20 protein-coding genes and 1 tRNA gene are annotated in these 18681 nt (G+C 66.9%); 6 read left to right on the top strand and 15 right to left on the bottom strand.

Features of this window, described 5'->3' with window-relative positions; genetic code table 11:
- Positions 1 to 67: 67 nt before the first annotated feature.
- Entirely contained in the window at positions 68 to 1375 is a 1308-nt protein-coding gene (locus LCHO_RS04740; RefSeq protein WP_012345982.1) for a D-amino acid dehydrogenase, read from the bottom strand.
- Positions 1376 to 1531: 156 nt separating this feature from the next.
- Here LCHO_RS04740 and LCHO_RS04735 point away from each other — a divergent pair, with 156 nt between their 5' ends.
- From LCHO_RS04735 to LCHO_RS04725, 3 genes are all read left to right on the top strand, one after another.
- Positions 1532 to 2467, top strand: a complete 936-nt coding sequence (locus tag LCHO_RS04735) for a LysR family transcriptional regulator ArgP (protein ID WP_012345981.1) — start codon at positions 1532 to 1534, stop codon at positions 2465 to 2467.
- Positions 2415 to 4055 carry an alkaline phosphatase D family protein gene (locus tag LCHO_RS04730; RefSeq protein WP_223210507.1) on the top strand — a complete coding sequence of 547 codons (1641 nt, stop codon included), beginning with the start codon at positions 2415 to 2417 and terminating at the stop codon, positions 4053 to 4055. The genes LCHO_RS04735 and LCHO_RS04730 overlap by 53 nt, the downstream gene beginning before the upstream one ends.
- Positions 4056 to 4132: 77 nt before the next feature.
- Positions 4133 to 4393: a hypothetical protein gene (locus LCHO_RS04725; RefSeq protein ID WP_012345979.1), complete on the top strand. Its 261-nt coding sequence runs from the start codon at positions 4133 to 4135 to the stop codon at positions 4391 to 4393.
- 111 nt (positions 4394 to 4504) lie between these two features.
- Here LCHO_RS04725 and LCHO_RS04720 read toward each other — a convergent pair whose 3' ends face one another.
- Both LCHO_RS04720 and LCHO_RS04715 read right to left on the bottom strand, forming a co-directional pair.
- Entirely contained in the window at positions 4505 to 4927 is a 423-nt protein-coding gene (locus LCHO_RS04720) for a universal stress protein (RefSeq protein WP_012345978.1), read from the bottom strand.
- Between the two features lie 112 nt (positions 4928 to 5039).
- The gene (locus LCHO_RS04715) at positions 5040 to 5804 is read right to left on the bottom strand and encodes a YecA/YgfB family protein (protein ID WP_012345977.1); all 765 of its coding nucleotides are present in this window, start codon (positions 5802 to 5804) and stop codon (positions 5040 to 5042) included.
- Positions 5805 to 5851: 47 nt separating this feature from the next.
- On the opposite strand from LCHO_RS04715, the gene LCHO_RS04710 reads away from it, so the two are divergent.
- The gene (locus LCHO_RS04710; RefSeq protein WP_012345976.1) at positions 5852 to 6427 is read left to right on the top strand and encodes a cob(I)yrinic acid a,c-diamide adenosyltransferase; all 576 of its coding nucleotides are present in this window, start codon (positions 5852 to 5854) and stop codon (positions 6425 to 6427) included.
- A 36-nt stretch (positions 6428 to 6463) separates the two neighbouring features.
- Here LCHO_RS04710 and LCHO_RS04705 read toward each other — a convergent pair whose 3' ends face one another.
- From LCHO_RS04705 to LCHO_RS23625, 4 genes are all read right to left on the bottom strand, one after another.
- A complete protein-coding gene (locus LCHO_RS04705; protein WP_012345975.1) occupies positions 6464 to 6766 on the bottom strand; it encodes a hypothetical protein in 303 nt (100 codons plus the stop codon).
- 55 nt (positions 6767 to 6821) lie between these two features.
- Complete coding sequence (locus LCHO_RS04700; protein WP_012345974.1) at positions 6822 to 7943, bottom strand: 3-deoxy-7-phosphoheptulonate synthase; 1122 nt, start codon at positions 7941 to 7943, stop codon at positions 6822 to 6824.
- Positions 7944 to 8195: 252 nt separating this feature from the next.
- Positions 8196 to 9659: a metalloprotease TldD gene (gene tldD, locus LCHO_RS04695; RefSeq protein ID WP_012345973.1), complete on the bottom strand. Its 1464-nt coding sequence runs from the start codon at positions 9657 to 9659 to the stop codon at positions 8196 to 8198.
- A 162-nt stretch (positions 9660 to 9821) separates the two neighbouring features.
- The gene (locus LCHO_RS23625) at positions 9822 to 11078 is read right to left on the bottom strand and encodes a DUF5666 domain-containing protein (protein ID WP_012345972.1); all 1257 of its coding nucleotides are present in this window, start codon (positions 11076 to 11078) and stop codon (positions 9822 to 9824) included.
- 142 nt (positions 11079 to 11220) lie between these two features.
- Between LCHO_RS23625 and dinB the strand changes: the two genes are divergently transcribed.
- Entirely contained in the window at positions 11221 to 12531 is a 1311-nt protein-coding gene (gene dinB / locus LCHO_RS04685) for a DNA polymerase IV (RefSeq protein WP_012345971.1), read from the top strand.
- Here dinB and LCHO_RS04680 read toward each other — a convergent pair.
- From LCHO_RS04680 to petA, 8 genes are all read right to left on the bottom strand, one after another.
- Complete coding sequence (locus LCHO_RS04680; protein WP_420805704.1) at positions 12474 to 12911, bottom strand: YbaN family protein; 438 nt, start codon at positions 12909 to 12911, stop codon at positions 12474 to 12476. The two genes, dinB and LCHO_RS04680, sit on opposite strands and share 58 nt — an antisense overlap.
- Positions 12912 to 12933: 22 nt before the next feature.
- Positions 12934 to 13599 carry a transaldolase family protein gene (locus LCHO_RS04675; RefSeq protein ID WP_012345969.1) on the bottom strand — a complete coding sequence of 222 codons (666 nt, stop codon included), beginning with the start codon at positions 13597 to 13599 and terminating at the stop codon, positions 12934 to 12936.
- 148 nt (positions 13600 to 13747) lie between these two features.
- Positions 13748 to 13823 (bottom strand) — tRNA-Thr (locus tag LCHO_RS04670).
- 64 nt (positions 13824 to 13887) lie between these two features.
- Positions 13888 to 14445, bottom strand: coding sequence for a ClpXP protease specificity-enhancing factor (locus tag LCHO_RS04665; protein WP_012345968.1), 558 nt, complete (start codon positions 14443 to 14445; stop codon positions 13888 to 13890).
- Between the two features lie 13 nt (positions 14446 to 14458).
- The gene (locus LCHO_RS04660; RefSeq protein WP_012345967.1) at positions 14459 to 15073 is read right to left on the bottom strand and encodes a glutathione S-transferase N-terminal domain-containing protein; all 615 of its coding nucleotides are present in this window, start codon (positions 15071 to 15073) and stop codon (positions 14459 to 14461) included.
- A 113-nt stretch (positions 15074 to 15186) separates the two neighbouring features.
- Entirely contained in the window at positions 15187 to 15969 is a 783-nt protein-coding gene (locus LCHO_RS04655; protein ID WP_012345966.1) for a cytochrome c1, read from the bottom strand.
- Between the two features lie 25 nt (positions 15970 to 15994).
- Positions 15995 to 17398 carry a cytochrome b gene (locus LCHO_RS04650; RefSeq protein ID WP_012345965.1) on the bottom strand — a complete coding sequence of 468 codons (1404 nt, stop codon included), beginning with the start codon at positions 17396 to 17398 and terminating at the stop codon, positions 15995 to 15997.
- Between the two features lie 18 nt (positions 17399 to 17416).
- A complete protein-coding gene (gene petA / locus LCHO_RS04645) occupies positions 17417 to 18013 on the bottom strand; it encodes a ubiquinol-cytochrome c reductase iron-sulfur subunit (RefSeq protein ID WP_012345964.1) in 597 nt (198 codons plus the stop codon).
- Positions 18014 to 18241: 228 nt separating this feature from the next.
- Here petA and mscL point away from each other — a divergent pair, with 228 nt between their 5' ends.
- Positions 18242 to 18664: a large conductance mechanosensitive channel protein MscL gene (gene mscL / locus LCHO_RS04640; RefSeq protein ID WP_012345963.1), complete on the top strand. Its 423-nt coding sequence runs from the start codon at positions 18242 to 18244 to the stop codon at positions 18662 to 18664.
- Positions 18665 to 18681 lie beyond the last annotated feature (17 nt).

The raw sequence follows: 18681 nt of genomic DNA, 5'->3' as shown, positions 1-18681 counted from the left end.
GGCTGCGGCGGGAATAATTCACGAATATCACAGAATGCGGGGTTGACACGGCCACTTTCAATTGATCTCAGGCTGCCGCGATCCGCCAACCCGCCGCTGAACGCCGGACTCCGTAGAAGCCGAAATCCAGTTCGGGCTGGCCTCCGCTGATCAGTTCGGCCAGCGCCCGGCCAGACCCGGCACCGTGCGTCCACCCGAGCGTGCCGTGGCCCGCATTGACCCAGAGCCCTGCGATCGGCGTCTGACCGATGTAGGGGATGTTGGTCGGCGTGCTGGGGCGCAGACCGGCCCAGAAGTTGGGCTCCGTCGTGTCCGCCACGCCGGGAAACAGCTCTTCGTAGCGCCGTCGCAACGCCTCGCAGCGGACACGCGCGGTGGCGCCCTCGAGAGACGCGTCATAGCCGGCCAGTTCGGCAGTACCGGCCACCCGGATGGTGTCCCCCAGGCGCGAGATCGCGATCTTGCGGGCATCGTCGATCATGCTGACGGTGCTGGCGCGCTCGGGATGCCGGAGCTTGAACGTGGCGGAGTACCCCTTGGCCGGATAGATGTTCAGGTTCACCCCCACCTGGCGCAGCAGCGGTGCCGTGAACGAGCCGAGCGCCACCACGACCGAATCAGCCGCCACCGTGATGCGCCGTGCGTCGTGCTGGCTGCGCACGACCACGCCGTGCACCCGACCGCCACGCACGTCCAGGCTATGCACATCGTGCCGGAAATGGGTCACCAGCCCTCGCTCGGCACAACGGCGTGCCAGCGCCTGGGTGAAGACGCAGGCATCGCCCGATTCGTCGCTGGGCGTGTAGGTCCCGCCCACCAGGCGATCGGCGCATGAGGCCAGTGCCGGCTCGACCGCCAGAACCTCGGCACGGTCGAGGATGCGTCGATCGACACCGAACTCGCGCATCAGTCGAGCCGCCTCGGCGCCGGCATCCATGTCGGCCTGGCTGGAGAAGAAATGCAGGATGCCGCGCTCCAGGCGGTGGTATTCGATGCCCGTGGCGGCCACCAGCGTCTTGAGCGACTGGTGGCTGTAGCGGCCCAGCGCCACCAGCTGGCGCACGTTGCGCTCGAACGCCGCATCGCTGCACTGCCCCAGGAACGACAGCCCCCAGCGCCACTGGTGCGGATCGAGCCGGGGCCGGAACAGCAGCGGCGAGTCGTCGCGCAGCAGCCACTTGGCCACCTTGAACGGTGCAGCGGCATTGGCCCACGGCTCGCAGAAGCTCACCGAGATCTGCGCACCGTTGGCGAAGCTGGTTTCCATCGCGGCATCGGCCTGGCGATCGACCAGCGTGACCTCGTGGCCCTGTTCCATCAAATGCCAGGCCGTGCTGACGCCGATGATGCCGGCCCCCAAAACCACCACACGCATGCTGCGCTCCTGCAAGTTTTCCGACGCCGCCGCAGGCGACACCGACACGCGACATGCGTGACGATTCACGTCGGAAGCCATTGCGGCGGATGGTGCAAGACGGTCGCTCGCTTGAAAAGCAGGATTAATATCTTTCAATATTGATAAGCAAGCCTGATGGACATCCTCGATCCCGCAGCCCTCGAATGCCTGGCCGCCCTGGTTGACGAAGGAGGCTTCGAGCGCGCGGCCCGCCGGCTGTCGATCACGCAGAGCGCGGTCTCGCAACGCCTGCGGGCGCTCGAGACACAGGTCGGCCAGCCGCTGGTGGTGCGTTCACGGCCGCTGCGGCTGACCGGATCGGGACAGATCCTGTTGCGCTACGCGCGCCAGATGCAGGCCCTGCACGCCGACGTCAGCCGCGAGCTGGGTGAGCGAGGCCACACCCACGAGCGCGTGCCGATCGCCGTCAACGCCGACAGCCTGGCGACCTGGGTGCTGCCGGCGCTGCAGGTGCTGGTCGATTCGGGCGTGTCGCTCGAACTGGTGGTCGACGACCAGGACTTCACCCACGAATGGCTGCGCGAGGGTCGGGTGCTCGGCTGTGTCTCGACGGTCAGCGAGGCGCTGCGCGGTTGCCGCGTGACACCGCTGTGCGTGATGCGCTACGTGGCGGTGGCCAGCCCGGCGTTCGTCGGAGGGCAGCTCGGCACCGCAGGGCTGCACCGCGGCAACTTTGCGCAGCTGCCGTTCGTGGTGTTCAACCGCAAGGACGACGTGCAGGCGCAATGGGTGGCGCGCGCCTTCGGCCTGCCCGCGCCCCGCCTGCAGCAGCGCTTCGTGCCGTCGGCCGAAGCGTATGTGCGGGCGGTGGCGCTGGGCTGGGGCATCGGCGTGGCCGCCTGGCCGCTCGTCAGCCGGCAGGTCGAGCGCGGCGAACTGCAGGTGCTGCACCCGCACGTGACGATCGACATCGCGCTGCACTGGCATCAGTGGAAGCTGCTCGGCGACGCCGGCATCGACAGTGCCAGCGGCGGCCGCGCATCGCTGCTCGACCGCATTGGCGCGGCCCTGGCCAGCGGCGCACGGGGGCTCGAGCCGATGCTTTTATGATCGCGCCGCCATGCTGATCTCTCGTCGCGATGCGGTCCGCCGCCTATCGGGCACCGCGCTGCTGCTCGCGGCGGGACGCCTTCGGTCGTCCGAAAGCCCGTCGCAGATGCGGCTGCCTTCGACCCCTCCCCGATTCGATCGCTATCCGTTCACGCTCGGGATCGCGAGCGGCCAGCCGCGGCCCGACAGCGTCGTGCTGTGGACCCGGCTCGCCCCCGAACCGCATGCCGATGGCGGCGGCATGGACCCGCTGCCGCTCCCGCTGCGGTGGGAAATGGCGCACGACGAGGCCTTCACCCAGCCGGTGCGCACCGGTGAGGTGGTGGCGTTGCCGAGCCTGGCGCACAGCGTGCGGGTCCAGGTGGATCGGCTGCCGCCGGGGCGGGTCTTCCACTACCGTTTCATCACCGGCAACGCGGTGAGCCCGATCGGACGCACACGCACCGCACCACCGGCCGACAGCCAGCCGGCGCGGCTGCGCCTGGCGCTGGCGTCGTGCCAGCACTACGAACAAGGCCGCTTCACGGTGCACCGCGAGATCGCGGCCAGCGACCTCGATCTGGTGCTGTTCGTGGGCGACTATGTCTACGACTCCAGCAACCCGAGCTTTCTGCGCAGGCCGCATGAAGGGCCTGCGCCTGAAACGCTGGACCAGTTTCGGGCCCGCCACGCCACCTACAAACTCGACCACGACCTGCAGGCGGCCCATGCGGCGCACCCGTGGATCCTGGCCTGGGACGACCACGAGGTGCGCAACGACTATGCCGCCGCGCTGGGTACCGGCGAGTTGTCGGCGGCCGAGTTCGTGAGCATCCGCGCGGCGGCCTACCAGGCCTACTTCGAGCACCTGCCGCTCGCGCTCGATCAGTTCCCGGGCGAACGGGGCATGCGCATGCACGACCGCTACACGTGGGGCCGACTGGCCGAGCTGTGGACGCTCGACGGCCGCCAGCACCGCAGCGTGCAAGCCTGCAACGCGGCGGACGAATCGGGCGGGCATCTGCGCTGGCATTGCGACGAACTGGCAGACCGGCACCGAACGATGCTCGGCCCCGCGCAGGAAAACTGGCTGCACCGAGGGCTCGCACACAGCCAGCGGCGCTGGAAACTGATCGGCCAGGCCACGCAGATGAGCGCCTCTGGGCTCGAGACGCTGGGCCGGCAACTGGTGCACACCGACGGCTGGGACGGCTATGCGTCATCGCGCGCACGGCTGCTGCAGCACCTGGTCGACAGCGGCGTGCAGGACGTCGTCGCACTCGGCGGCGACGTGCACCGGCATGTGGCGGCCAACCTGCGTGTCAGGCCCAACGACGAACGTTCCGCGGTGGTGGCCAGCGAGTTCGTCACCACCTCGCTCACGACCCGCGGCATCCCGGAAAGCTGGATGTCGCTGATACGAAGCAGCAACCCGGACATCCTGCACGGGCGCAGTGACGAGAGGGGTTATGCCCTGATCGAGCTTGGAAACCAATCGCTACACTTGACTGCGAGAGCCACGGGGTTTCCGGTTACAGAATCATCGCTTCTGCATACGCAAGCCAGTTACAGCGTTGAATCAGGTCGAGCCGGTCCTCGACCCGCGTGATTCGGACTCTGCGGCCCGGCCTGCGCATGCAACCGGCGTTCAGTGAAAGGCCTGAAAACGGCCAGGGAGAAACCAGAATGAGCACACTTTTTTCATGGTCACGCTGGCTCGGCTTTTTCGGCCGCAAGGCCAAACCCGTCAAGGCAGGCAAGCGTCCGGCAGTGCGCAAGCATCCGCAGGATTTTGCCGACTACGGCACCGCTTTCGGCCTCGAGATGAGCCTCACCAATCAGGCGGCATCCGACCAGATCGAAGCGCCGGCATCAAAACCGGGACGCAAGGCCAAGACCAAGCCCGGCAAGGCTGTCGCCCGAGAGGCTGTCACGCCGATCCGCTGACACGGAAGGCATCGGAGACCCGCATCCCGCGGGCTCCTGGCGAACCGCCGATCACGGCCGCTTTGCCGAACATTCTGCGCAGAAGCCGCAACGGCTCCACCGCACATCGCATCAGCGAATCAGCAGAACAGGCGTCTTGCAAGCCGCAATGACGCGCGTCGCCACCGAGCCCATCACCAGATTGCCCAGCTGGTTGTGGCCGTGCGAGCCCATCATGACCAGATCGAAATGCCCCTCGTCGGCGGTCTTGGCGATGGCATCGGCCACATGACCGGTCTTGCTGAGGAAAGTCGCGCTGATGCGCTGGGCATCGAGAAACGTGCGCAGCGGCTTGAAAACCTTTTCGCCCTCATCGGCGTAATAGCCTTGCAGCAGTTCCCGATCGAGCACGGCCGCAGCACGAGGCGGAATGGTCGGCACCACGGTCAGCACGGTGTACTCGTGCGCCGGCCCCAGCCATTCATCATGGGCAGCCCAATAGGCGACCATGCGGCGGGTGTATTCGCTGCCATCGACAGCAACCAGGATTTTCATTTCAGGTCTCCAACTCGTTCGACGGGTTTCAGTGTGACATCGAGACCGCCGTCGGCCTTGATGATCATCAAGCCGATGCGGCACCCGGCGATGCCCACATCAACCCGTCCGCTCAGGCACTTTCGCTGCGGCCGTGGCACTGCTTGAACTTGCGCCCGCTGCCGCAAGGGCACGGATCGTTGCGACCGACCTTCGGCTCGGTGCGCCGCACGGTTTCGACCTTCAGCATCTGACCGCGGCCGAGGTCGGCGATCTCGACCACGTTGGCGACCAGGTCCTCGATCGCCGCATCCAGCGACTTCAACGGATGCTCGTCGTCGAGCGCCTTGGTGTAGGCCTTTTCGTCTTCGGTCTGCTCCGGCAGGTGACGCCACAGGCAGGCCAGCAGATCGGGCAGTTCGGGCGCCGCCATGTCCTGCAGCGCCGGGAAGTTGTTGAGCGCGTGCTCGAAACCGATCACCCAGGGCGCGAGTGCCGCCGTCATCGCCTCGCGACCCTTCAGCGGATTGCCATCGTCGTCGGTGGGCTGCATCACGAGCGGGTCGAACCAGCCGTCGGCCACCAGCGACTGGTTCAGCGCGGCATGGCGGCGCATCACCAGGCTCACCAGCCGCTCGTGCTTGGCTGAGTGCCAGCCGACGGTGTCGGGGCCGAGCACCTGGCCGCTGACCGAGCCGTCCTCGTCGACGGCGAGGTTCCAGTCGAACGCCGGTGGCAGCCATTGTTCGGGCGGCAGCGCCATCGGCTGTGCGAGCACGCCGCACAGGTAGCCGTCGAGCATCACGACATCGAGCGCCTCCAGCGGTTCGGGGATGGCGGCAAGCAGATCGTCGAGTTCACCGATCTCGGCGTCGTTCAGGTCGGCGGCTGGGGTCATGGTCAGGGTCTCCAAAACCGGCATTGTGCCGGCGCTACGATCGCGCCATGGCACATCGACTCACACAAATCAGCACCCGCACCGGCGACGACGGCACCACCGGCCTGGGCGACGGACAACGCGTGCCCAAGGATCACCTGCGCGTGCAGGCCATGGGCGACGTCGACGAACTCAATTCGCAGCTCGGCGTGCTGCTGGCCGAACCGCTGCCCGCCGACGTGCGCGAGCTGCTGGTGGTGATCCAGCACGAGCTCTTCAACCTCGGTGGCGAGCTCTCGATCCCCGGCTACACGCTGCTCAAGACCGAGGCCGTGCTGCGCCTGGACGAGGCGCTGGCGCACTACAACGCGCAACTGCCGCGCCTGCAGGAATTCATCCTGCCGGCCGGCACCCGCAGCGCGGCACTGGCGCACGTGGCCCGCACGATCGCGCGCCGGGCCGAACGGGCGGTGGTGGCGCTGGCGGCGGCCGAGGCCATCAACGAAGCGCCGCGCCACTACCTGAATCGCCTGTCGGACCTGCTGTTCGTGCTGGCCCGCGTGCTCAACCGTGCCAACCTCGACGGCCTGGGCGGCGACGACGTCTACTGGCACAGCGAGCGGCTCGAGCGCGCGCAAGGCTGATCGAAACGGGCGCCGCGCACGGCGCACCGATCCGGTTCAGAACCGCACGGTCAGGCCGGCAATGTCGATGCTGACGTGATCGCGGCCGGTCGAACCGGTCGCCGCCTGCGCAAACGACTGCGCCCAGGCGGCGTCGGCAAACTGCTTCTGGCCGCCGGTGTCGGCGATCGACAGCAGCTTGTCGGCCACCAGCACCTTGCCCGAGGCGCGCAGGGGCTGGCAGTCGAGCGCCAGATACTGGGCGTCGAGCCAGGCCCGCGCATCGGCTTGCGGCATCGCGCTGTCGACCACGATCGACTGCTCGAGCTCAGGCCCCCAGACCACGTTCACATACGGCATTTGATTTCCTCCAAACGAGACGGCCCGCAGATGGGCCGTCGGTCATCGTAGCGCCTCAGCCGCGGCGCGCCTGAACCGCCTGATGCAGGATTTCCAGTACCTGCTCCGAGTCGTCCCAGCCGATGCAGGCGTCGGTGATGCTCTGGCCGAAGGCCAGGTTGCGCGGATCGTCCTTGCCGGGGCTGAACTTCTGCGCGCCGGCCACCAGGTGGCTCTCGACCATCACGCCGAAGATCGAGCGGCTGCCGCCGGCCATCTGCGCGGCGATGTCGCGGGCCACGTCGATCTGGCGCTGGTGCTGCTTGCTGCTGTTGGCGTGGCTGCAGTCGACCATCAGACGCTGCTCGAGCTTGGCCGCCGCCAGGTCCTTGCAGGCGGCGGCGACACTCTCGGCGTCGTAGTTGGGCGCCTTGCCACCGCGCAGGATGACGTGGCAATCCTTGTTGCCGCGGGTCTCGACGATCGACACCTGGCCGTTCTTGTGCACCGACAGGAAATGGTGCGCGCCGGCGGCAGCCTGGATCGCATCGGTGGCGATCTTGATGTTGCCGTCGGTGCCGTTCTTGAAGCCGATCGGCGCCGACAGGCCCGAGGCCAGTTCGCGGTGCACCTGGCTCTCGGTGGTGCGCGCGCCGATCGCGCCCCAGGCGATCAGATCGCCGATGTACTGCGGGCTGATGGTGTCGAGGAACTCGCTGCCGGCGGGCATGCCCAGGCGGTTGATGTCGAGCAGCAGCTGACGCGCGATGCGCAGGCCCTCGTCGATGCGGTAGCTCTCATCGAGGTACGGGTCGTTGATCAGGCCCTTCCAGCCGACCGTGGTGCGCGGTTTCTCGAAGTACACGCGCATCACCACCTCCAGCGTGCCGGCGTATTTCTGGCGCAACGGCAGCAGGCGGCGGGCGTATTCGAGCGCGGCGGCGGGGTCGTGGATCGAGCACGGGCCGATGATCACCAGCAGGCGGTCGTCGCGGCCATGCAGGATCTCGCGGATGGTGTGGCGGGTCTGGCCGATCAGGGTCTCGACCGGCGTTCCGCTGATCGGGAAGAAGCGGATCAGGTGTTCGGGGGGAGGCAATGGCACCACGTCAACAATCCTTTCGTCATCGGTCTGCGAGGTCTTGTCCACGGGTGCAGGCCAATGATCGGCGGCGTGGGGGCTGTGCTTGGCGTTCATGTGCGGGTCCAGGTCAGTTGAAAACGGAAAGAACGAATCGACGAGGCAAAAAAAAACCGCCGGGGCATCCGGCGGTCTTTGAAGGTGTCTGGCGTGCTGTCTTGCGTACGCTCAGGCCTCTCCTCCGCCGGTGCGGTGCGAGAACCAAAAGTACGAAAAGAAGAACGCAAAACGAGACATGAGCTGGAATCTAGCACGGCGCCCTGACGATGCCATCGGGGGTGCCCCGATGCTGTGGCGCCCGTGCCGCACTCAGGCCGTGCCGCCGACGGTGATGCCGTCGATGCGCAGCGTCGGCTGGCCCACGCCCACCGGCACGCTCTGGCCGTCCTTGCCGCAGGTACCCACGCCCGGGTCGAGCGCCATGTCGTTGCCGATCATCGACACCCGCATCATCGCCTCGGGGCCGTTGCCGATCAGCGTCGCGCCCTTGACCGGGTAGAGGATCTTGCCCTTCTCGACCCAATACGCTTCGCTGGCCGAGAACACGAACTTGCCGCTCGTGATGTCGACCTGGCCGCCGCCGAAGTTGCTGGCGTAGAGGCCGCGGTCGATGCTGGCGATGATCTCCTCGGGCGTCTTGTCGCCGGCCAGCATGTAGGTGTTGGTCATGCGCGGCATCGGCACATGGGCGTAGCTCTCGCGCCGGCCGTTGCCGGTGGGCGCGGTCTTCATCAGGCGGGCGTTGAGCGAGTCCTGGATGTAGCCCTTGAGGATGCCGTCCTCGATCAGCACGTTGCGCTGCGTGGCGTGGCCCTCGTCGTCGACGTTGAGCGAGCCGCGGCGATCGGCGATGGTGCCGTCGTCGAGCACCGTCACGCCCTTGGCTGCCACGCGCTGGCCGATGCGGCCGGAGAAGGTGCTCGAACCCTTGCGGTTGAAGTCGCCTTCCAGCCCGTGGCCGACCGCCTCGTGCAGCAGGATGCCGGGCCAGCCCGAACCCAGCACCACCGTCATCTCGCCGGCCGGCGCGGGGCGGCTCTCGAGGTTGGTGAGCGCGGCGTGCACCGCCAGGTCGACGTAGCGCGACATCACGTCGTCCTGGAAATAGCCGAAGCCGAAGCGCCCGCCGCCACCCGACGAACCGACCTCGCGGCGGCCGTTCTGCTCGGCGATCACCGTGACCGACAGGCGCACCAGCGGGCGCACGTCGGCGGCCAGCGTGCCGTCGGCGCGTGCCACCAGCACCACGTCGTACTCGGCGGCCAGACCGGCCATCACCTGCACCACGCGCGGGTCCTTGGCGCGGGCGAGTTTCTCGACCCGCTCCAGCAGCGCCACCTTCTGCGCGCTGTCGAGCGTGGCAATCGGGTCCATGTTGGCGTAGAGCGTGCGACTGCCGGCCACCTGCTGCGGCACATCCAGCTTGACGCGCCGGCTCAGGCCGGCCGAGGCGATGGTGCGCACGGTGCGTGCGGCATCGAGCAAGGCGGCCTCGGAGATGTCGTCCGAATAGGCAAACGCCGTCTTCTCGCCCACCACGGCACGCACGCCCACGCCCTGGTCGATGCTGAAGCTGCCGCTCTTGACGATGCCCTCTTCCAGGCTCCAGCCCTCGCTGCGGGTGTACTGGAAGTAGAGGTCGGCATCGTCGACCTTGTGGGCCGCGACCGTGTTGAGCGCCTGCGTGAGGCTGGCATCGGTCAGACCGAAGGGCTCCAGCAGCAGTTGACGGGCTGTGACCAGGCGTTCGAGGGTGGGTTCGCGGGAAATCATGGCTTCATTCTAGGCAGCGGGCCCGGGTGGCGCAGGCAAAAAAAACCCCACGACAAAGCGTGGGGGTGTGAGGCCAGCTCGGGGGGCTTGCCGGCACTCGAAACGGTTCTGCCTGCCGGCCCCGAAGGACCGGAACGAGCGAGACCGCAACCGGGGAGAAACTCAGTCGTCGCGCTTGATGCGCGTGGCGATCAGGCGGCCCGTGGTGCGGTCGATGTTGCCCTTGATCTCCAGGATGCTGTTGCCGATGTCCGCAGCCGTGGCACGGTCGAAGTCGCCGGCATCGAATTCGACGACCAACGGATCGGTGTTGGCCTTGGACACCGTGAACGTCGTCGCCGTGACGGCCGATACCTCGTTGGGCCGCACGTGGAACTCGCGCTCGGCCTCGTCGCTGAGTTCGACCTTGGTTGCCACCAGTTGACCGGCGTCGTTGATCGAGCCCTTGACCTCGACGACGCTCGTGGTGGTCGCCAGTCCGTCGTAGGTGGCGCCGTCATCGAACTCGACGGCGGGGCTGTCTGCGACGATCACGTCGACGCCGTTGATCACCAGCACCGTGCTGGTAGCACCGACGGTGGCCGACTCGACATAACCCTGGACCTCGACACGCGAGCGGCCACGCTGATCGAGCGCTCGGCTGCGCTGCGACTTGATCTCGACGACGTCCCAGCCGCCCACCGGACGATCTGCCGCTGGCGTGATCCGCACCCGTACAAAGGGGTTCGTGCCGGTCGGCACGGTGAGGCCCGCCAGGTCCACCGGCTCGCCACCGATCTGGTAGTTGCCGGTCGTACCCGTGAGCGTGCCCGCCAAGCGGAACTGGAAGCTGCTGTTCAGCGTGCCGAGGCCAGCATCGCTGGCCGCCTTGATCTCGATGTAGGTCGCCACCCAGTCGGTCACACCGCTGGCTGCCGCCCGGCGGCCGTGCACCTTGACGATCTGACCCGCGTCGAGACCGAGGCCCGAGGCGACACCCGAGGAGCGGTGGATGAAGGTGCTCGCCGTCACCGCGATGTCCTGGCCCATCACGGTGATCGTGCCGTTGCCAGAGACAGGGTCGAGCGCGTCAGCCGTGATTTCGCCGGCCAGATCGCTGCGGATCTCGAATCCGCGTGCCACGCAGGACGTGGCGGCCAGACCACAGCTGTCGTCCACGCTCACGTCGACCGACATGCCCAGGCGCAGCTTGCCGTCGTCGTTGGCATCTTCACGGCTGATCGAGGCGCTGCTGTCGTCGTAGCGCACGCCGCCGACGATCACCGAACCGAAGCCGTTGACCGTGCCCGAGGTGATGCCCGTGCCCCCCGCCCCGACCCCGCCGCCCCCGCCGCAGGCAGCGATCGCGGCCACGGCCAGTGCGGCCAGGCTGAGTTGAACGAGTCGCGCGCGGCGCGAATGGGGGATCGGTGCGGACATGAGTCTCTCCTGGGTCGGACGGGTTTGGCGCTCGCAGCAGGCGTTTCTGCCTTTCATGTGGGAAATCATCCCATCTTTTTCAGGACACCACAAGCGGCAGACCCGATCGTGGCCCCACAAGCTGAATGAAACACAATCGCGCATGGCCGACGCGCTGCCCCCACGCCTGATCGCCCACCTCGACATGGACGCGTTCTACGCCTCGGTCGAACTGCTGCGCCGGCCTGAACTGCGCGGCTTGCCGGTGGTGGTGGGCGGGCGGCGTGCGTCGCCTGCTGCGGGCGACGACTGGCCGCGGCTGCGCGATTACACCGGCCGCGGTGTCGTCACCACCTCGACCTACGAGGCGCGGGCGCTCGGCGTGCACTCGGGCATGGGCCTGATGCGATCGGCGGCGCTGGCGCCGCAGGCGATCCTGCTGCCGGCCGATTTCGACGAGTACCGGCGGCTCTCGCGCCTGTTCAAGGCCGCCGTGGCCGAACTGGCGCCGGCCATCGAGGACCGGGGCATCGACGAGATCTACATCGACCTGAGCGACGTGCCCGGCGCGCGCGAGGCGGTCGGCCACGACCCGCTCGGCGGCGCGCGTGCGCTGGCGCAGGAGCTCAAGAACAACGTGCGGCGTGCCACCGGTCTGAGCTGCTCGGTCGGTCTGGCGCCCAACAAGCTGCTGGCCAAGATCTGCAGCGATCTCGACAAGCCCGATGGCCTGACGGTGGTGATGGCCGAAGACGTCGCCAGCCGGATCTGGCCGCTGCCGGTGCGGCGCATCCACGGCGTCGGCCCGAAGGCCAGTGCTCGGCTCGAATCCCTGGGCGTGCACACCATCGGCGAGCTGGCGCGCCAGAGCCCGGCGTGGCTGAGCGATCACTTCGGCGCTCATCACGGCGAGTGGCTGCTGGCCGCCGCTCACGGCCAGGACGACCGCCCGGTGGTGACCGAAAGCGAGCCGGTGTCGATGAGCCGCGAGACCACCTTCGAGCGCGACCTGCATCCGCGCACCGATCGCGCCCTGCTCGGCCGGATCTTCACCGACCTGTGCGAGCGCGTCGGCGACGACCTGCGACGCAAGGGTTACGTCGGGCGCACCATCGGCATCAAGCTGCGGTTCGACGATTTCCGCACCGTCACGCGCGATCACACGGTGGCGCTGCCGACGGCCGACGGGCAGCTGATCCGTGCCGCGGCCGGGCAATGCCTGAAGCGCATCAACCTCAGCCGGCGCCTGCGCCTGCTGGGCGTGCGGGTGGGCAACCTGAGCCACGCGGTCGGCATCGACACCCCGCCGACGGCCACCGCGCGCGCGCCGATGCCCGAGCCCGCACCGATCCGGCGCCCCACCGCGGCGGCACAGCGCAAGGCAGCCCCCGCCCCCGTCGAAGCCGGTGCGCAGGGTCAGTCGCTGTCGCTGTTTCCGGAGTGGGACGATCCGGCCCCACCGGCACCGGACTGACGGTCCATTGCGCGCCATTCGGACACCGGTGCGATCGAGGCGGCAGCCTGTCGTGTCGGCAGGCGCCACAACCAGAGCGCCACGATGCTGCAGCACAGAGCCGGCAGCCAGTTCAGCATCGGCAGGCGCCAGGCGGCAAAGGCGCTGCCGAACACCATCATCACGGTCGCGAACTGCTTGGCGCGCAGCGGCACGGCACGGTGTTCACGCCAATCGCGCACGATCGGACCGAACTGTCGATGCGCGAGCAGCCAGCGCTCCCAGCGCGCGCTGCCACGCGAGAAACACGCTGCGGCGAGCAGCACGAAAGGGGTCGTCGGCAACAGGGGCACGACGATGCCGATCACCCCGAGCAGCAGGCTCAGGGCACCGGCGAGCAACCAGAGCCAGCGATGCAAGGGATCAGTCCGAGGCCTGAGCGTCGGCGAGGAACGCCTGCTCGGCCTGCAGGGTGGCGGGATGGTCGAGCAGCTCGCCCAGCAGCCGGGGCGGGATGGTGATGGCGCCCACGCCCAGTCGCAGCAGGTTCAGGTAGGCCTCGCGGTCGCGGACGCTGGCCACCAGCAGCCGCGTCGCGCCGCCGCAGGACTGCAGCAAGGCCTGCATCCGGGCGATCAGGGCGAGGCCGTCGACGCCTGAGTCGTCGAGTCGCCCGAGGTACGGCGCGGCATAGCTGGCACCGAGCTGGGCCGCAAAGTGCACCTGCTCCAGCGCATAGACGGCGGTGTAGGTGACCGGCACGCCGCGTGCCACCAGTTGCGCGCCTGCGCGCAGGCCTTCGCGCGTGGCCGGGATCTTGATCACCAGCTGCCCGGGCGCGAAGTGCCGCAGCAGGTCATGGGCGTCGTCGAGCATGCCCGGCGCATCCTGGCTCTGGACCTGCGCCTGAACCTGGCGGGCGCCCATCGCGAGCATCTCGCCGAGCAGGTCCGGCAACCCGGCCCGCCGGACACCCGCGCGCCGCAGCAAGGTCGGATTGGTGGTCACGCCATGCACGACCGGATGCGGCAGACAGCGCCGCAACTCGCCCAGATCGGCGCTGTCGAGATAGAGGTGGAATCGGTCCATGATGCGAGTCCTGCGGCAGCGCCGTCGATGCGTCGGTCACACGCAGGGGTGCGGCGCAAGTCGGCGCCGAAGACGGCTCGCGCAGACCCGATCGCGGCGAGCGCCTGCACGGACGGTGGAAAGGCGGATGTCCGTGCCAGGACGGCTGTGGTGCCGGCTGTCCGAATCGAACGGACGACCTTCCGCTTACAAGGCGGGTGCTCTACCAGCTGAGCTAAGCCGGCACGTCAGAGGCACGATCGAAAACGAAGCGGGATTGTAGAGCGAGCGCAGCGACGCAACGCCGCGTCACTTCACCCGCTTGAGAGACGGGCGGCTGCCACCCGTCGATGGCGGCGGCGTGGGCTCGTGGTCGTCGGCGACCGGCGCCGGCGATGGTTCCACCGTCGGCGACGGCGAGTCGCCAACCGGGGCGCTCGCCAGGCGCAGGCCGGTCACCGTCGGCACGGTGGTCGAGCCGGGCGACATCTCGGTGCCGGCACCGGCGGAAGCCCCGGCTTGCGATGCATCGGTCGGCACCGGAAACGCCATGCCCTGACCGTTTTCACGCGCGTAGATCGCGATCACATGGTCGATGGGCACGACGATCTCGCGCGCGACCCCGCCGAAGCGCGCCTTGAACTCGACAAACTCGTTGCCCAGGCGAAGCCCGCTGGTGGCGTCGAAACCGACGTTCAGCACGATCTCGTGGTTCTTCACGTACTCCATCGGCACCTGCACGCTGGCGTCGACGTAGACCGCCAAGTACGGCGTGAAGCCGTTGTCGGTACACCAGTCGTGCAAGGCACGGATCAGATAGGGCCGGGTCGAGGTGCCCTGGGCATCGGGCGCGACGGGGGTGGGCATCTGGACTTCGCCTTTACTTGCGCATCACCTTCTCGGACGGCGTCAGTGCCTCGATGTAGGCCGGACGCGAGAAGATGCGTTCAGCGTACTTGAGCAGCGGCGCCGCGTTCTTCGAGAGGTCGATGCCGTAGTAGTCGAGGCGCCACAGCAGCGGCGCGATCGCGACGTCGAGCATCGAGAAGTCGTCGCCCAGCATGTAGCGGTTCTTCTGGAAGATCGGTGCGAGCTGCGTCAGGCGATCGCGGATCTGCGAACGGGCTTTCTCGAGCTGCTTGTCGTTGCCCTTCACGCCGCCACGGCCTTCGAGCAGGTTGACGTGCGTGAACAGTTCCTTCTCGAAGTTGAAGAGGAACAGGCGCACGCGAGCACGTGCCACCGGGTCGCCGGGCATCAGTTGCGGATGCGGGAAACGCTCGTCGATGTACTCGTTGATGATGTGCGATTCATACAGAATCAGTTCCCGCTCGACGAGGATCGGCACCTCGTTGTACGGATTCATCAGCGCGATGTCCTCGGGCTTGGCGTAGAGATCGACGTCGCGGATCTCGAAGTCCATGCCCTTTTCGAACAGGACGAAGCGGCAGCGATGCGAGTACGGGCAGGTCGTGCCGGAATAAAGCACCATCATGGCTGGGGTCGCTCCTTGCAGTGCGGTTCAGAAAAAAGAAAATCGCGCAGCGGTGGCCAAGCCACCCCTGCGCGCTGACAGCCGACCCGTCCGGGTCGGTCGATGTCAGGGCATCACTTCACGTCTTTCCAGTACGCCGCGTTCAAGCGCCAGGCGAACAGCGTGAAGATCGACAGGAACAGGAGCACCCAGGCACCGAGCTTGACCCGGTAGCCCTGTGCAGGCTCACCCATCCATTGCAGGTAGGCAACCAGATCACCGACTGCGCTGTCGTATTCGGCAGCAGTCATCTGGCCGGGCTTGATCTGCTCGAAACCCTTGAACACGTGCGTCACCTTGCTGGCGTCGTGCGCATCGGCGTGCTCTTCGTAGACCGCGCGACGTTCACCCTGCAGCTCCCACAGGGCGTGAGGCATGCCCACGCTGGGGAACACCAGGTTGTTCCAGCCGGTCGCCTTGGTGTCGTCGCGGTAGTAGGTGCGCAGGTAGGTGTACAGATAATCTGCGCCCGAACCACCCAGGCCGGCACGCGAGCGCGCCACAACGGTCAGGTCGGGCGGCGTGGCGCCGAACCAGTCCTTGGCCTGCCGGGGATCGAGCGAGACCTTCATGGTGTCGCCGACCTTGTCGGTGGCGAACATCAGGTTGGTCTTGATCTGCTCGACGGTCAGACCGATGTCCTGCATGCGGTTGTAGCGCATGAAGGCGGCCGAGTGGCAGTTGAGGCAGTAGTTGACGAACAGCTTGGCACCACGCTGGAGGGCAGCGGTGTCCTGCAGCTTCTCTTCCGGGAACCGGTCCAGAGGCATGCCACCGGACGCCGCTTGGGCCACCGGCACGGCCAGCACGAAACAGGCAGCAAGCCCGGCAATCAGGGAGGCGAAACGCTTTTTCATGATGTTGTTGCTCCGTGGTCCTGGCTCAGTGGGCCGCGAAGGTCACACGATCGGGCACGGGCTTGAACGTGCCGAGCTGAGTCCACCAGGGCATCAGCAGGAAGAAGCCGAAGTAGAACAGCGTGCCGACCTGGGCAACCAGCGTGCCGATGTCCGAAGGCGGCTGGATGCCGAGGTAGCCCAGCACCAGGAAGAAGACCACGAACACCGCGTAGAGGTACAGGTTCCACGTCGGGCGATAACGGATCGACTTCACCGGGCTCTTGTCCAGCCAAGGCAGGAAGAACAGGATGATGACCGCACCGCCCATCACCACGACACCCCAGAACTTGGCATCGAAGATCTTCAGCAGGCCGATCGCGACCACGGCGCCGACCAGGGCGATCAGCTTGCCCTTGCCCGACAGACCACCCTTGAGCACGCCCAGCACGGCCGCTGCCGCGATGATCACGCTCAGGACGTTGATCATGGTGTCGGTGGTGGCACGCAGCATCGAATAGAACGGCGTGAAGTACCAGACCGGAGCGATGTGCGCCGGCGTCTTGAACGGATCGGCCGGGATGAAGTTGTTGTACTCGAGGAAGTAGCCACCGAACTCGGGCGCGAAGAAGACGACCGCGGTGAACACCATCAGGAAGACGGTCACGCCGACGAGGTCATGCACGCTGTAGTACGGGTGGAAAGGAATGCCGTCAAGCGGATGACCGGTCTTGGGATCCTTCTTGGCCTTGATCTCGACGCCGTCGGGGTTGTTCGAACCCACTTCGTGCAGCGCGATGATGTGCGCGACCACCAGGCCCAGCAGCACCAGCGGCACGGCGATGACGTGGAAGCTGAAGAAGCGGTTCAGGGTGGCATCGCCGACGACGAAGTCGCCACGGATCAGCAGCGCGAGGTCTTCACCGACGAAGGGCACGGCAGCGAACAGGTTGACGATCACCTGCGCGCCCCAGTAGGACATCTGGCCCCAGGGCAGCAGATAGCCCATGAAGGCTTCGGCCATCAGGCACAGGAAGATCAGGCAACCGAACACCCAGACCAGTTCGCGCGGCTTGCGATACGAGCCGTAGATCATGCCGCGGAACATGTGCAGGTAGACCACGACGAAGAACGCCGAGGCGCCGGTCGAGTGCATGTAGCGGATCAGCCAGCCCCACGGCACATCGCGCATGATGTACTCGACCGAAGCGAACGCTAGGTTGGCGTCGGGCTTGTAGTGCATCACCAGGAAGATGCCGGTGACGATCTGGATCACCAGCACCAGCAGCGCCAGCGAGCCGAAGAAATACCAGAAGTTGAAGTTCTTCGGCGCGTAGTACTCGGACAGGTGCTCCTTGTAGAGCTTGGTGGCCGGAAACCGGTTGTCCACCCATGTCATCAGCTTGACGGCCGCCGTTGCGTCGGCGGGCGCTTCTTTGAATTCAGCCATGTTGACCTCGGATCCTTTTCAAGCCTTCTTGTCTTCGCCAATGAGCAACTTGGTGTCCGACAGATACATGTGCGGCGGCACCTCGAGGTTGTCCGGCGCAGGCTTGTTCTTGTAGACACGCCCGGCGAGGTCGAAGGTCGAGCCATGGCAGGGGCACAGGAACCCGCCTTGCCAGTCGTCGGGCAGCGAGGGCTGCGGGCCGGCCTGGAACTTGTCCGACGGCGAGCAACCGAGGTGCGAGCAGATGCCCACGACGACGAGGAACTCGGGCTTGATCGAACGGTGTTCGTTCTTGGCGTACTCGGGCACGGGATAGGCCGTGCGCGCGTTGCCGGGGTCGGCCATCTGGCTGTCGAGACCCTTGAGGGCGGCCAGCTGCTCGGGCGTGCGACGCACGATCCAGACGGGCTTGCCGCGCCATTCGGCGGTGAGCTTTTCGCCCGGCTTGATGGCGCTGATGTCGACTTCGACCGCCGCACCGGCTGCCTTGGCGCGCTCGGAGGGCGCGAAGGTACTGACGAAAGGCACCGCGGCTGCAACGCCACCGATGGCGCCTGCGCAGCTCGACGCAATCAGCCACGTCCGTTTGGCTTGGTCGACTTGCTGGTCACTCATGTGATTCCTCAGGGAAAGAAGATCCGGTCTGTGATGGGGGCAACCCGGGATTCTAGTCCACGGCATCCGGCTTTCCCTGACAGCGCGTACCCGCAGGCATGACGACCCACCCCCTGCGCTGGCTCAAAAACAACAGCGCCACCCAGGATTGACACGATCCGACCCACGTGAATACTTCACGAGCGAGGGCCGGCACCGTGTCGGTTCACAGAAGAAGAGGGATCAGCCATGAGTGTGTTGAGCGAATTCAAGGCGTTTGCCGTCAAGGGCAACGTGGTCGACCTGGCCGTCGGCGTGATCATCGGTGGCGCGTTCGGCAAGATCGTCGAATCGCTGGTCGGCGACGTCATCATGCCGATCGTCAGCAAGATCTTCGGCGGGCTGGACTTCAGCAACTACTTCATCCCGCTGGCCGGCCAGACCGCCACCACGCTGGTCGAGGCCAAGAAGGCTGGCGCGGTGCTGGCCTACGGCAGCTTCATCACCGTGGCGATCAATTTCATGATCCTGGCGTTCATCATCTTCATGATGATCAAGCAGATCAACCGACTGCAGAGCGCCCCGGCACCGGCGCCCGCACCGGCCGAGCCGCCCCCGCCGGCCGAAGACATCGTGCTGCTGCGCGAGATCCGGGACTCGCTCAAGCGCTGAACCCGGGCCGGCTGCAA

This window comes from Leptothrix cholodnii SP-6 (assembly GCF_000019785.1).
GTDB classification, from domain to species: domain Bacteria; phylum Pseudomonadota; class Gammaproteobacteria; order Burkholderiales; family Burkholderiaceae_C; genus Sphaerotilus; species Sphaerotilus cholodnii.
This window is presented reverse-complemented; position numbering and strand designations above follow the sequence as displayed.

Bases quoted from the DNA above. Each gene is read 5' to 3' on its own strand.
- LCHO_RS04720 (WP_012345978.1), bottom strand. From the start codon at position 4,927: ATGAAAATCCTGGTTGCTGTCGATGGCAGCGAATACACCCGCCGCATG.
- LCHO_RS04740 (WP_012345982.1), bottom strand. From the start codon at position 1,375: ATGCGTGTGGTGGTTTTGGGGGCCGGCATCATCGGCGTCAGCACGGCC.
- mscL (WP_012345963.1), top strand. From the start codon at position 18,242: ATGAGTGTGTTGAGCGAATTCAAGGCGTTTGCCGTCAAGGGCAACGTG.
- tldD (WP_012345973.1), bottom strand. From the start codon at position 9,659: ATGATTTCCCGCGAACCCACCCTCGAACGCCTGGTCACAGCCCGTCAA.
- LCHO_RS04715 (WP_012345977.1), bottom strand. From the start codon at position 5,804: ATGACCCCAGCCGCCGACCTGAACGACGCCGAGATCGGTGAACTCGAC.
- dinB (WP_012345971.1), top strand. From the start codon at position 11,221: ATGGCCGACGCGCTGCCCCCACGCCTGATCGCCCACCTCGACATGGAC.
- LCHO_RS04705 (WP_012345975.1), bottom strand. From the start codon at position 6,766: ATGCCGTATGTGAACGTGGTCTGGGGGCCTGAGCTCGAGCAGTCGATC.
- LCHO_RS04675 (WP_012345969.1), bottom strand. From the start codon at position 13,599: ATGGACCGATTCCACCTCTATCTCGACAGCGCCGATCTGGGCGAGTTG.
- LCHO_RS04735 (WP_012345981.1), top strand. From the start codon at position 1,532: ATGGACATCCTCGATCCCGCAGCCCTCGAATGCCTGGCCGCCCTGGTT.
- LCHO_RS04700 (WP_012345974.1), bottom strand. From the start codon at position 7,943: ATGAACGCCAAGCACAGCCCCCACGCCGCCGATCATTGGCCTGCACCC.
- LCHO_RS04665 (WP_012345968.1), bottom strand. From the start codon at position 14,445: ATGCCCACCCCCGTCGCGCCCGATGCCCAGGGCACCTCGACCCGGCCC.
- LCHO_RS04650 (WP_012345965.1), bottom strand. From the start codon at position 17,398: ATGGCTGAATTCAAAGAAGCGCCCGCCGACGCAACGGCGGCCGTCAAG.
- LCHO_RS23625 (WP_012345972.1), bottom strand. From the start codon at position 11,078: ATGTCCGCACCGATCCCCCATTCGCGCCGCGCGCGACTCGTTCAACTC.
- LCHO_RS04655 (WP_012345966.1), bottom strand. From the start codon at position 15,969: ATGAAAAAGCGTTTCGCCTCCCTGATTGCCGGGCTTGCTGCCTGTTTC.
- LCHO_RS04660 (WP_012345967.1), bottom strand. From the start codon at position 15,073: ATGATGGTGCTTTATTCCGGCACGACCTGCCCGTACTCGCATCGCTGC.
- LCHO_RS04725 (WP_012345979.1), top strand. From the start codon at position 4,133: ATGAGCACACTTTTTTCATGGTCACGCTGGCTCGGCTTTTTCGGCCGC.
- petA (WP_012345964.1), bottom strand. From the start codon at position 18,013: ATGAGTGACCAGCAAGTCGACCAAGCCAAACGGACGTGGCTGATTGCG.
- LCHO_RS04710 (WP_012345976.1), top strand. From the start codon at position 5,852: ATGGCACATCGACTCACACAAATCAGCACCCGCACCGGCGACGACGGC.